Annotated in this window: 12 protein-coding genes and 1 pseudogene; 1 reads left to right on the plus strand and 12 read right to left on the minus strand. The window is 64.5% G+C overall.

The window, feature by feature from the left end:
• The first annotated feature begins 27 nt into the window (after window positions 1–27).
• A complete protein-coding gene (locus ACQKPE_RS24310) occupies window positions 28–117 on the plus strand; it encodes a hypothetical protein (protein ID WP_427669228.1) in 90 nt (29 codons plus the stop codon).
• On the opposite strand, the pseudogene ACQKPE_RS24315 reads toward ACQKPE_RS24310, so the two are convergent.
• The 12 genes and pseudogenes from ACQKPE_RS24315 to ACQKPE_RS24370 all read right to left on the minus strand — a co-directional run.
• A pseudogene (locus ACQKPE_RS24315) lies at window positions 92–433 on the minus strand (alanine--tRNA ligase-related protein); the annotation flags it as partial. The gene ACQKPE_RS24310 and the pseudogene ACQKPE_RS24315 overlap by 26 nt on opposite strands.
• Before the next feature lie 335 nt (window positions 434–768).
• Entirely contained in the window at window positions 769–1,776 is a 1,008-nt protein-coding gene (gene astE, locus ACQKPE_RS24320; protein WP_427669218.1) for a succinylglutamate desuccinylase, read from the minus strand.
• An 11-nt stretch (window positions 1,777–1,787) separates the two neighbouring features.
• The gene (locus ACQKPE_RS24325) at window positions 1,788–2,078 is read right to left on the minus strand and encodes a topoisomerase II (protein WP_375101583.1); all 291 of its coding nucleotides are present in this window, start codon (window positions 2,076–2,078) and stop codon (window positions 1,788–1,790) included.
• A 14-nt stretch (window positions 2,079–2,092) separates the two neighbouring features.
• Window positions 2,093–3,442, minus strand: coding sequence for an N-succinylarginine dihydrolase (astB, locus tag ACQKPE_RS24330; RefSeq protein WP_427669219.1), 1,350 nt, complete (start codon window positions 3,440–3,442; stop codon window positions 2,093–2,095).
• 22 nt (window positions 3,443–3,464) lie between these two features.
• Window positions 3,465–4,928, minus strand: a complete 1,464-nt coding sequence (gene astD, locus ACQKPE_RS24335; RefSeq protein WP_427669220.1) for a succinylglutamate-semialdehyde dehydrogenase — start codon at window positions 4,926–4,928, stop codon at window positions 3,465–3,467.
• Window positions 4,929–5,957 (minus strand): arginine N-succinyltransferase, encoded by a 1,029-nt coding sequence (gene astA / locus ACQKPE_RS24340; protein ID WP_427669221.1) that lies wholly within the window; start codon window positions 5,955–5,957, stop codon window positions 4,929–4,931.
• A gap of 62 nt (window positions 5,958–6,019) precedes the next feature.
• The gene (aruF, locus tag ACQKPE_RS24345; protein ID WP_427669222.1) at window positions 6,020–7,039 is read right to left on the minus strand and encodes an arginine/ornithine succinyltransferase subunit alpha; all 1,020 of its coding nucleotides are present in this window, start codon (window positions 7,037–7,039) and stop codon (window positions 6,020–6,022) included.
• Window positions 7,040–7,171: 132 nt separating this feature from the next.
• Window positions 7,172–8,392, minus strand: coding sequence for an aspartate aminotransferase family protein (locus tag ACQKPE_RS24350; protein ID WP_427669223.1), 1,221 nt, complete (start codon window positions 8,390–8,392; stop codon window positions 7,172–7,174).
• A gap of 338 nt (window positions 8,393–8,730) precedes the next feature.
• Entirely contained in the window at window positions 8,731–9,711 is a 981-nt protein-coding gene (argR, locus tag ACQKPE_RS24355) for a transcriptional regulator ArgR (protein ID WP_427669224.1), read from the minus strand.
• A gap of 93 nt (window positions 9,712–9,804) precedes the next feature.
• Window positions 9,805–10,569: an ABC transporter ATP-binding protein gene (locus ACQKPE_RS24360; protein ID WP_427669225.1), complete on the minus strand. Its 765-nt coding sequence runs from the start codon at window positions 10,567–10,569 to the stop codon at window positions 9,805–9,807.
• 22 nt (window positions 10,570–10,591) lie between these two features.
• Window positions 10,592–11,290, minus strand: coding sequence for an ABC transporter permease (locus ACQKPE_RS24365; RefSeq protein ID WP_427669226.1), 699 nt, complete (start codon window positions 11,288–11,290; stop codon window positions 10,592–10,594).
• The coding region (locus ACQKPE_RS24370) for an ABC transporter permease subunit (protein WP_427669227.1) at window positions 11,287–11,655 on the minus strand (369 nt) is incomplete at its 5' end. The genes ACQKPE_RS24370 and ACQKPE_RS24365, both read right to left, overlap by 4 nt.

Raw genomic sequence — 11,655 nt, forward strand, 5'->3', positions numbered from 1 at the left:
CGCTACACCCCCCGCGAGGCCTCGCGCATGGACCCGCAACAGCGCCAATGCCTGGTGCTGTGCCAGGCTGCGTTGCACGCGGCGGGGTATCGGTCAGGAAGGTCCAGGCGAAGGTGATGGCATCGCGCTTGAAATAGTCGCCGAAGCTGAAGTTGCCCAGCATCTCGAAGAAGGTGTGGTGGCGCGCCGTGTAACCGACGTTTTCCAGGTCGTTGTGCTTGCCGCCGGCACGCACGCATTTCTGGCTGCTGACTGCGCGGGTGTAGGCGCGCTTTTCCTGGCCGAGGAAGCAGTCCTTGAACTGGTTCATACCGGCGTTGGTGAACAGCAGGGTCGGGTCATTGCCCGGAATCAGGGAGCTGGAGGCAACTCGGGTATGCCCCTGCTCCTCGAAGAAGCGGAGGAAGGCTTCACGGATTTCTGCGCTTTTCATAGGTTCTTCCACGGAAACGGCGGCCCTTTGGGCTAACTCGTCGGATCGACGAAACGACGGCAAAGGGCCGCATTATATCGGTCCTGCAGTTCGGGTGCAGTGTGTTTATGAGATAGAAACGAGCAATCGGCGGCTTTTTATAGTCCCAACGGGCAAAAAGGGCATGAAAAGAGGCTGAGGCCTGGATTTTGCCACTGACAAGCCCATTAGCGCGCAGGTTGAGGGAAAAGGGAACAGGCGGGGGATGAAAGGAGTTCAAGGGTCGCAGAGGCCCTGAATGCGCGTTGCCCTCTTCACGAGTAAACCCGCAAAGAGGGCGACACTGCGCTTGACCATTAACCCAGCCGCTGGCCCGAGTCCGGCACCACCAGGATGCCCGCACGCAAGCCGTTCTTGACCTTGGGGTTGGGGAAGATGATCCGCGCGCCCTCCTCCTCGACCACCCAGCGCGTCTCGGCCAGGTCCTCGGCCAGCAGGTAGCCCTTGCTCAGCTCGGAGAAATTCTCGATGTCCGCCGGCAGGTGCAGGTGGAAGCTGTCGCTGTGCTTGATGATCTCGCGCGCCACGCTGAACAGCTTGAGGCCATCCAGGTTCTGCTCGGTTTCAGGCTCGGCGCCCTCGATCAGTTGCACCAGCCGCAGCTCGAGCTTATCGAGGTTGACCTGCTCGTTCTGCCCGAATGGCCGGGCCTTGCCCAGCTCCAGGGTGAAGGCTTCGGCATCGAGCTGCTCGTAGGTGAAGGCGCTAAAGGTGATCGACGGCTTGCTTTGCAGCAGCACCGCCTCCATCCCCGCCGCCGCCAAACGTGCCAGTTCGCGGCGTGAATGCTTGCGCCCTTCCTTGAACGGGTACAGCGCGAACTGCTCGATCTTCGAACCGCGGATCGCGGTATGCAGGTCGTAATGCAGGCGGGTGCGCTCAGGCTTGCTGAAGAACACCCGGGCGAACTGCTCAAGCTCCGCCGCGCGCAGCGCCTCGAAACCACTGGACAGCTCGTGGCGGCCATTGAACAGGCGGTTGATGTCCTGCTCGATGTAGCGCTCGCCCTTGCGGATCGCCGCCGGGTTGCCGAACAGGAACAGCACCCGCGCACGCGGCTTGATGGCGCCATTGGCCACGCCATGCAGGAGGCTTTCCAGCAGTTCGATCGGCGCGGTTTCATTGCCGTGGATGCCGGCTGACAGCAACAGGTCGAGGCCACAGTCGTCGTTTTCCGGCGGACGCACTTCCAGCGCACCCTCGCCCAGCCAGCGCAAACGCACGCCCCGGGTGGTCACTTGGGTCTTCTCGGCCGGTTCGTGATCGGTCAGGGTCAGCTCAAGCAATTTGCCAAGGGCGAGCATAGGGCGCTTCCTTAGTGGTGGTGACCGCAGTCCGGGCCGTGCACGTGGTCGTCATCGTCGCCCAGGTCGGCCGGTTCCATCTCCAGCTCCAGGGTCACCAGGTTGGTGGCCATCGGACGCAACAGCAGGTTGGCGTACTCGGTATCGCCTTCCTCTACGTCGACACCGATCAACAGCTGGCCGCGGCCGTCCTGCTGGATCCATACCTCCTTGCCTTGCCAGATCACGGCAAAACGGGTGCAGGAGGTTTCCAGCTGGGTGCCGTCTTCATCTTCCAGGAGCAGGCGCAGGGCGTCGGACATTGCAAATTCTCTCTTCAAGGTTGGCGTTGGAAGGGATAGACCGAACCCAGCTTGAGGATCTGGGTCAGCTCATCCAGTGCCGTACGGCATTCGTCCAGCAGTTGCGGGTCGGCCAGGTCCGCCTCGCCGAGGCGATCGCGGTAGTGCTTGTCGACCCATTGCACCAGCGTGTCGTACAGCGAGGCGCTCATGATAACGCCTGGGTTGACCGCCGCCAGTTCCGATTCCTTCAGGGCTACGCGCAAACGCAGACAAGCCGGGCCACCGCCGTTCTGCATGCTCTGCTTGAGGTCGAACACCTTGACCTCCTTCACAGGGCCGCCCTGGCTGGTCAACTGCCCCAGGTAGTTCCACACACGCTCGTTGTTGCGGCACTCCTCGGGCACCACCAGCAGCATCGAGCCATCGTCGCGCGACAGCAACTGGCTGTTGAACAGGTAGGAGCGCACCGCATCCTCTACCCCGACCGCCGCACGCGGCACGCGAATGGCCTGGAAGTTCCCCCCCTTGCTGGCCAGTTTAGCTTGCAGTTGGGCCAGCACCGTGTCGGTCTCGAGGAAGGCGTCCTCGTGGTAGAACAGCACCTCGCCGTTGCCCACCGAAATCACGTCGTTGTGGAACACACCCTGGTCAATCACCGCCGGGTTCTGTTGAGCGTAGACCACGCCGTCCTCGCGCAGGCCGTGCAGGCGGGCGACTGCCTGGGAGGCTTCGAGGGTCTGGCGCGCCGGGTATTTCTGCGGCGCCGGGTAGCGGCTGTCGAAGGCGCTGCGGCCATAGACGAAGAACTCCACGCCCGGCTCGCCGTAGGCGCGGCAGAAGCGCGTGTGGTTGGCCGCGCCTTCGTCACCGAACTGCGCCACGGCCGGCAGCGCCTCGTGGTGGGCGAAGTGCTGGTCGTTGGCGAACATGGCGCCGAGCACGCGGCTGGTGGTGGGGTGCTCGATGCTGCGGTGGTATTTGCAGTTCAGGTTGGCGGCGGTGAAATGCACGCGGCCGTCGGCGGTGTCGGCGCTGGGGCTGACGGTGGCGGCGTTGGCCACCCACATGCTCGAGGCCGAGCAACTGGCGACCAACAGGGGCATGGCGTCCTTGGCGGCCCGGCGGATCACCTCGGCATCGCTGCCGGTAAAGCCCAGGCGGCGCAACGCGGCGACATCAGGCCGCTCCTGCGGGGCCAGCACGCCCTGCTTGAAGCCCATGTCGGCCAGGGCCTTCATCTTCGCCAGGCCCTGGCGCGCCGCTTCACGCGGGTTGGAGGCCTGCTGGCTGTTGCTTTGCGAGGCCACGTTGCCATACGACAGGCCGCCGTAGTTGTGGGTCGGGCCCACCAGGCCATCAAAGTTCACTTCATAGGATTTCATCGGCTAACTCCGAGACCTGTTGTTATAGGGTGACACCCGGCGTCAGGGTCGCCGGCAAGACAAGGCTGGCGGTTTCCAGCGAGGCTACGGGGTAGGCGCAGTAGTCCGCCGCGTAGTAGGCACTGGCGCGATGGTTGCCGCTGGCGCCCACACCGCCGAACGGCGCGCTGCTGGCGGCGCCGGTCAGTTGCTTGTTCCAGTTGACGATGCCCGCGCGGCTGCGTAGCCAGAAATGCTGGTAGCGCGCGTTGGAGTCCGACAGCAGGCCCGCGGCCAGGCCGTACTGGGTGTTGTTGGCCTCGACGATGGCAGCGTCGAAGTCGGCGTAGCGAAGCACTTGCAGCAGCGGCCCGAAGAACTCTTCGTCGGGGCGCTCGGCGACCTGGGTGACATCGATGATGCCTGGGGTCAGCAGCGCTGCACCGGCCTGCGGCTGGGTCATCTCCAACAGCGCCACGGCGCCTTTGCCGAGCAACTCGGCCTGGGCCGCGAGCAGCGCCTGGGCGGCCTGCAGCGAAATCACCGACCCCATGAACGGCGCAGGCTGCTGGTCGAAGGCACCGACGCTGATGCTGCGACTGACCTCGACCAAGCGCGCGATCAAGCGATCACCCCAGGCCCCCTGGGGCACCAGCAGGCGACGAGCACAAGTGCAACGCTGCCCGGCGGAAATGAACGCCGACTGGATGATGGTGTACACCGCGGCATCCAGGTCCTTGACCTCATCGACCAGCAGCGGGTTGTTGCCGCCCATTTCCAGCGCCAGGATCTTGTCCGGGCGCCCGGCGAATTGCTGGTGCAGCAGGTTGCCGGTGCGGCTGGAGCCGGTGAAGAACAGCCCATCGATGCCAGGGTTGGCGGCCAGGGCGATGCCGGTTTCACGGGCGCCCTGCACCAAGTTGAGCACGCCGGCAGGCAGGCCGGCCTCGACCCAGCACTTGACCGTCAGCTCGGCGACCTTGGGGGTCAGCTCGCTGGGCTTGAACACCACGCAGTTGCCTGCCAGCAGCGCCGGCACGATGTGCCCATTGGGCAAGTGTCCGGGGAAGTTGTAGGGGCCGAACACCGCCACTACGCCATGGGGCTTGTGGCGCAGCACGGCGGTGGCATCGGCCAGCGGCCCGCTCTTCTCGCCGGTGCGCTCGCGGTAGCTTTGCACCGAGATGGCCACCTTGTTGACCATGCTGGTGACTTCGGTGGCCGACTCCCACAGCGGCTTGCCGGTTTCCTCGCCGATGCAGCGCGCCAACTCCTCGGCCTTGGCCTTGAGCTTTTCGGCGAAAGCTTCCAGCACGGCAATTCGAGCCTCCAGGCTCAACTGCGCCCAGGTTGGGAAAGCCTCGCGCGCGGCCTGCACGGCAGCCTCGACCTGAGCGGCATTGGCGCCCTGCCCTTGCCAGACTACCGCCTGGGTAACTGGGTTCAGCGATTGCAAAGCCTCGCCCTGCCCGGCCTGCCACTGGCCTGCGATGTAATGCGTAGTCATTTACTGGGCCTCCCGGCTGGCGGACAGCGGCACACCGCGCACATGGTCGCCCGCGCCCAGGCGCAGGCGTTTGGCGGTCAACGGGTCGACCACCAGGGTGCCCGCCGCCAGGCGCGCCGGTGCTGCGGTGATGCGGCAGTCTTCGCGCTTGCGGTTGTGGATGATGTAGGGGGTGGCATCGTCACCCGGCGTACCCACGGCCAGTACCAGGGTCTGGCTGTCGCGCACCGCGCGGATCTTCGCGGTATCGCATTCGATAGCCGGGCCTGCGTCGAAGATGTCGACATAGCCTTGGTAGTTGAAGCCTTCGCGCTTGAGCATGGCCAGCGCAGGCTCGGTGTCCGGGTGCACACGACCGATCACGTTACGCGCCGCCTCCGACAGGAAGCAGGTGTACAGCGGGAACTTGGGCATCAGCTCGGCGATGAACGACTTGTTGCCCACGCCGGTGAGGTAGTCGGCCTGGCTGAATTCCATCTTGAAGAAGTGCCGACCCAGGCATTCCCAGAATGGCGAGCGGCCGGTGGCGTCGGACATGCCGCGCATTTCGGCGATGATCTTGCTGCCGAACAGCTCGGGGAACTCGGCGATGAACAGCATGCGCGCCTTGGACAGCAGGCGGCCATTGAGGCCGTTACGGTGGTCGCTGCGCAGGAACAGCGAGCACAGCTCGGAGTTGCCGGTCAGGTCGTTGGCCAGGAACAGCGTGGGGATCTCGCGGTAGATCTTCAGCTCCTGGGAGGCGCTGACGGTCAGGCCCACCCGGTAGTTGTACCAAGGCTCGCGCAGGCCGACGGCACCGGCGATGGCGCTGATACCCACCACCAGGCCTTCATCGTTCTCCAGCACGAACAGGTAGTCGGTATCGCCACGCTCGGCTTGGCCACTGAAGCTCTTTTCGGCCCAGCCGACCCGGTGCCCGAGGCGCTCCTCGTTGGCCGGCAAGGTCGTCAGCCCGGTGGTGCCGGTGCTGCGTGCCAATTCGATCAGCGCGGGTAAATCGCTGCTGCGTACGGGACGAACGATCATGCTATCTCCTTGTGCGGCGGCCAGTGCCTGCCGCGAAACGCGCTTGCGTATGCGTGCGGGGCTCAGGCGGCGACCAGGCGGACACTGCCACCCTCGCCGACGCCCAGTGCCTCGGCGGCCTCACGGCTGAGGCTGACCGGCTTGCCGGGCACCCAGTCCAGGTCGAGCAGTACCGCGCGGTAGTCCTGCAACTGGCCGTTGCACACCAGGTACGGGCGCCCGCCCTTGACCTCGGCCTCGTCGAGCTTCACCGGCACCACACGGCTCTGGGCGATCGAGCGAATGCTCGAGGCTCGCGCATGCAGGGTCGGACCACCGTCGAAAATGTCGATGTAGTGCTCGGTCTCGAAGCCTTCGCGCATGAGGATGTCGAAGGTGATCTGCGCCCGCGGGTGCACCTGGCCCATGGCTTCTTGCGCCTCGTCGGGCAAAAGCGGCACGTAGATCGGGTAGTGCGGCATCAGTTCGGCCAGGAAGGTGCGGCTCTTCAGGCCACACAGGCGTTCGGCGTCGGCATAGTTGAGGTCGAAGAAGTTGCGCCCAATGGCGTCCCAGAACGGCGACTCGCCCGCCTCGTCGCTGTAGCCGACGATCTCGGTGACCACCGACTCGGCGAAACGCTCCGGGTGCGAGGCCATGAACAGCAGGCGGCCGCGCGAGTTGAGCTCGGCCCAGCCGCTGTTCACCAGTTCCGGCAGTACGTAGAAGCTGGTCAGCAGGCTGTTGCCGGTGAGGTCGTGGCACAGCGACAGGACGTGGATCTTGTTGTGGATCTTCAGCTCGCGCGATGCATGCACGAAGGTTTCGTTGCGAAAGCTGTAGAACGGCTCGGAATAGCCCGCCGAAGCGACGATGGCCGAGCAACCGGCGAGTTTGCCGGTGGTGCTGTCTTCGAGCACGAAGAAATAGCTTTCCTCGCCGTTGAAGCTCACTTCAGCGGCGAACGAGGTTTCCGAGGCGGCGATCTTGTCGCCCAGGCGCCCGGCGTCGTCGGGCAGCGAGGTGACACCAATGGGGCTGTCGGCAGCCATGCGCTGCACTTCGTTCAGATCAGCCATTTGCGCGGGGCGCATCACCAGCATGGTGTCACTCCTTTCGGGAAAGCGGGCCGAAACGATCGGCACGAAAAAACGGCGGGTACCGTCAGGCAGGCACCCACACTGGAATTCAGGTATCACCAGCCCCGAGCGCTCCAGGGCTGGCGAAAGGGGCGGTCAGCCCTGGGTCAGCTTGGCCACGGCGCGCTCGAAGCGGGCCAGGCCTTCGTCGATGTCGGCGTCCTCGACCACCAGGCTCGGGGCGAAGCGCACCACGTCAGGGCCGGCCTGCAACACCATCACACCTTCCTGCTCGGCGGCATTGAAGAAGTCCTTGGCCTTGCCTTTCCAGGCCTCGGTGAGCACACAACCGATCAGCAGGCCAACACCGCGCACCTGGGTGAACACGTTGTATTTCTGGCCGATCTGCTCGAGGCGCACCTTGAAACGCTCGTGCTTGGCCTTGATGCCCGCGAGGGTTTCCGGGGTGTTGACTACGTCCAGCACGGCGCAGGCCACGGCACAGGCCAGCGGGTTACCGCCGTAGGTAGTGCCGTGGGTGCCGGCCACCAAGTGCTTGGCATGTTCGGTGGTGGTGAGCATGGCGCCGATCGGGAAGCCGCCGCCCAGGCTCTTGGCGCTGGTGAGGATGTCCGGGGTCACGCCGTAGTGCTGGTAGGCGTACAGCGAGCCGGTACGGCCCACGCCGGTCTGCACTTCGTCGAAGATCAGCAGGGCGTTGTGCTCGTCGCACAGCTTGCGGGCGCCTTCCAGGTAGGCCAGGTCGGCCGGCACCACGCCACTTTCACCCTGGATCGGCTCGATCACCACCGCGCAGGTCTTGTCGGAGATCTGCGCCTTGAGCGTTTCCAGGTCGTTGTACGGCACGTGGCTGATACCGGTGATTTTCGGACCGAAGCCATCGGAGTACTTGGGCTGGCCACCGACGCTGACAGTGAACAGGGTGCGCCCGTGGAAGCTGTTGAGGGTGGCGATGATTTCATGTTTTTCCGGGCCGAAGCGGTCATGACCGACACGGCGGGCCAGCTTGAACGCGGCCTCGTTGGCCTCGGCGCCGGAGTTGCAGAAGAACGCGCGCTCGGCAAAGGTTGCGTCCACCAGCTTGTGGGCCAGGCGCAGGGCCGGCTCGTTGGTGAACACGTTGGACACGTGCCAGAGGGTATTGGCCTGCTCGGTCAGGGCCTTGACCAGTGCCGGGTGGCAATGACCCAGGGCGTTGACCGCGATGCCACCGGCAAAATCGACCAGTTCACGGCCAGACTGGTCCCACACTCGGGAACCCTCGCCTCGAACAGGAATGAAGGCCGCCGGCGAATAGTTGGGAACCATGACCTGGTCGAAATCGGCACGTTGCACCGGGGCTTGCTCAACGGACATCTGAGTCTCCTGAAGAGGAACGCTGGCCTGGAAATGGCGAGCGATGGGGGGATTGTAAGGACTGATCGGCGCCTGTCCTTGCTGCCAGGCGACAACTTGTTACAGCGCCAAACCCTGTTTTACCTGGGTTTTCGGCAATGCGACAAACACTGTCGCAATCGCGCAGTGTAACGGGAGACAGGGACTGGGTGAACGGGTGTTCACACGAGAAGTGCGATTGATCTTGATGGCCCTTTCGCGGCGGTGCGGCGATCCGACAAGCCCGCTCCTACAGGTACACCGCCGCTCTTGTAGGAGCGGGCTTGCCCGCGAAAAGGCCAGCACAAGCGATGAATCCTTCAGCCCTTCTCCGCCGGCGCCGAACTCAGTTCGAACGGGCTGCTGCTGCGCCGCTGGTTGCGGTCTTCACGCGGCGTAGCGCCAAAGAAGTTGCGGTAGGCGCTGGAGAAGTGCGGCCCGGAGGAGAACCCGCACGACAGGCCGATCTGGATAATCGACTTGCTGGTCTGCATCAGCATTTGCCGCGCCTTGTTCAGGCGCAGCTCCAGGTAGTACTGGCTCGGCACGCGGTTCAGGTACTGCTTGAAGATGCGCTCCAGCTGGCGACGCGACACGCACACATGCTGGGCGATCTCGTCGGTGGTCAGCGGCTCCTCGATGTTCGCTTCCATCAACAGCACCGCCTGGGTCAGCTTGGGGTGACTGGAGCCCAGGCGGTTCTGCAGCGGGATACGCTGGCGTTCGCCGCCCTCGCGGATACGCTCGACCACCAGCTCCTCGGATACCGCCCCTGCCAGCTCCGCACCATGGTCGCGAGCCAGCACCGCCAGCAACAGGTCGGTGACCGCCATGCCGCCGCAGGCGGTCAGGCGGTCGCGGTCCCAGTCGAACAGGTGGCTGGTGGCGATGACCTTGGGAAAACGCTCGGCGAAATCATCCTGCCAGCGCCAGTGCACCGCCGCCCGGTAACCATCGAGCAAGCCCAACAGCGCCAGCGGGTACACCCCGGCGGACAGCCCGCCAATCATGCAGCCGGTGCGCGACAGCTGCTTGAGCGCCGCCGACAGCGCCGAGCCCACCGCCAGCGGTGGTTCGTCGGCCAGCAGAAAGAGTTTCTGGCAACCTTCGAGGCGGCCGTTCCACGGCTCGCCAGGCATGCGCCAGGCACCTTCGTCCGGCGCCTCGGCCTGCAGGAACGTCATCTCGTAGACCACGTCCGGATGCACCCGCTGGGCAACCCGCAGCACTTCCTCGGCAAGCGCCAGGGTCAGCGGCCGGGTGCCGGGCCAGAGGAGAAAACCGATGCGCTGGGTGGTCATAGGGTGCGGTCCGAAACCTGTTCGAGTCTGTAGCGGCGGGTCATGCCGCGCTCGCTGCGCAGCATGCCCTATTCTGGTGCGAAGGTGCAGCCTTTACTTCAAGCTGCCGGAAAGAAACTGCTTGAGGCGCTCGGACTGCGGGTTCACCAACACCTCACGCGGGTTGCCACGCTCCTCCACCAACCCCTTGTGCAGGAATACCAACTGGTTGGAAACCTCACGGGCAAAGCCCATCTCGTGGGTCACCACCACCATGGTACGCCCCTCCTGGGCCAGCGACTGCATCACCTTGAGTACGTCGCCGACCAGCTCCGGGTCCAGCGCCGAGGTCGGCTCGTCGAACAGCATTACCTCGGGCTCCATGGCCAGGGCACGGGCGATGGCCACGCGCTGCTGCTCGCCGCCGGACATATGCCCGGGGAAGGCATCCTTGCGGTGCGCCACGCCGACCTTGGCCAGGTAGTGTTCGGCCTTCTCCAGCGCTTCCTTCTTGCTGACGCCCAGCACGTGCACCGGCGCCTCGATGATGTTTTCCAGGGCAGTCATGTGCGCCCACAGGTTGAAGTGCTGGAACACCATCGACAGGCGCGAGCGCATGCGCTGCAGCTGTTTGGCATCGGCAGCCTTCAGTGCGCCGTCCTTGCTGGGTACCAGTTTCAACTCTTCGTTGTTGAGCAGGATCTTGCCGGCGTGAGGCTGCTCGAGCAGGTTGATGCAGCGCAGGAAGGTCGATTTGCCCGAACCACTGGAGCCGATGATGCTGATGACATCGCCCGCCTTGGCTTCGAGAGAGACGCCCTTGAGCACTTCATGGCTGCCGTAGCGCTTGTGCAGGTCTTGGACTTGAAGTTTGTACATGCTGTCGGTTCTCACAGAGCGTTCAGTGCTTGCGCGGCGCCAGGTAGCCGAGCCAACGGCGTTCGGCCAGCTTGAACAGGCGCACGAGGATGAAGGTCAGGCACAGGTAGAACACGCCCGCCGTGATATAGGCCTCGAAAGGCAGGTAGTACTGGGCGTTGACCGTGCGCGCAGCGCCAGTGATGTCGATCAGGGTAACGATCGACGCAAGGCTGGTGGTCTGCAGCATCATGATCACTTCGTTGCTGTACTGTGGCAGCGCCCGGCGCAGGGCCGAAGGCAGCAGGATGCGCCGGTACATCTTCACCCGCGACATGCCCATCGCCTTGGCCGCCTCGATCTCGCCGTGGGGCGTGGCCTTGAGGCTGCCGGCGATGATCTCGGCGGTGTAGGCGCTGGTGTTGACCGCGAAGGCCAGGCAGGCACAGAAGGTGGCGCTGGACAGCCATGGCCACAGCACGCTTTCGCGCACCGCCTCGAACTGGGCCAGGCCGTAGTAGATCAGGAACAGCTGCACCAGCATCGGCGTGCCGCGGATCACGTAGGTGTAGAGCCAGGCAGTGAAGTTCACCACAGGCTGCTTCGACACCCGCATCAGCCCCAGCGGCACCGCCGCCAGCAGGCCGAAGAACAGCGAGAACGCCAGCAGCTTCAAGGTGGTCAGCAAGCCACCCAGGTACAGCGGCATGGCCTCCCAGATGACGTTGTAGTCGAAGATCATAGTTCAGCCGCCTTTACGCCCACCGAGTAGCGCTTCTCGAGATACTTCAGCGCCAGCAGCGAGACACTGGTGATCACCAGGTACAACGCCGCCACCGCCAGGAAGAAGGTGAAGGGTTCGCGGGTGGCATCTGCCGCCTGCTTGGCCTTGAACATCATGTCTTGCAGGCCGACCACGGAAATCAGCGCGGTGGCCTTGGTCAGCACCAGCCAGTTGTTGGTGAACCCGGGAATTGCCAGGCGAATCATCTGCGGCACCATGACCCGGAAGAACACCTGGCGGCTGCTCATGCCATAGGCCAGTGTCAGCTTCAGCTCGCCGTGGTTGAGCGGCTGGATGGTCTGCACGGTGCCCTTGCCGAAGGT

Source organism: Pseudomonas sp. NPDC089554 (genome assembly GCF_050280645.1).
Taxonomy (GTDB): domain Bacteria; phylum Pseudomonadota; class Gammaproteobacteria; order Pseudomonadales; family Pseudomonadaceae; genus Aquipseudomonas.

What these genes read in the sequence shown, in the direction of transcription:
- ACQKPE_RS24310 (WP_427669228.1), top strand. Translation starts at nt 28, where the DNA reads ATGGACCCGCAACAGCGCCAATGCCTGGTGCTGTGCCAGGCTGCGTTG.
- astE (WP_427669218.1), bottom strand. Translation starts at nt 1,776, where the DNA reads ATGCTCGCCCTTGGCAAATTGCTTGAGCTGACCCTGACCGATCACGAA.
- ACQKPE_RS24325 (WP_375101583.1), bottom strand. Translation starts at nt 2,078, where the DNA reads ATGTCCGACGCCCTGCGCCTGCTCCTGGAAGATGAAGACGGCACCCAG.
- astB (WP_427669219.1), bottom strand. Translation starts at nt 3,442, where the DNA reads ATGAAATCCTATGAAGTGAACTTTGATGGCCTGGTGGGCCCGACCCAC.
- astD (WP_427669220.1), bottom strand. Translation starts at nt 4,928, where the DNA reads ATGACTACGCATTACATCGCAGGCCAGTGGCAGGCCGGGCAGGGCGAG.
- astA (WP_427669221.1), bottom strand. Translation starts at nt 5,957, where the DNA reads ATGATCGTTCGTCCCGTACGCAGCAGCGATTTACCCGCGCTGATCGAA.
- aruF (WP_427669222.1), bottom strand. Translation starts at nt 7,039, where the DNA reads ATGCTGGTGATGCGCCCCGCGCAAATGGCTGATCTGAACGAAGTGCAG.
- ACQKPE_RS24350 (WP_427669223.1), bottom strand. Translation starts at nt 8,392, where the DNA reads ATGTCCGTTGAGCAAGCCCCGGTGCAACGTGCCGATTTCGACCAGGTC.
- argR (WP_427669224.1), bottom strand. Translation starts at nt 9,711, where the DNA reads ATGACCACCCAGCGCATCGGTTTTCTCCTCTGGCCCGGCACCCGGCCG.
- ACQKPE_RS24360 (WP_427669225.1), bottom strand. Translation starts at nt 10,569, where the DNA reads ATGTACAAACTTCAAGTCCAAGACCTGCACAAGCGCTACGGCAGCCAT.
- ACQKPE_RS24365 (WP_427669226.1), bottom strand. Translation starts at nt 11,290, where the DNA reads ATGATCTTCGACTACAACGTCATCTGGGAGGCCATGCCGCTGTACCTG.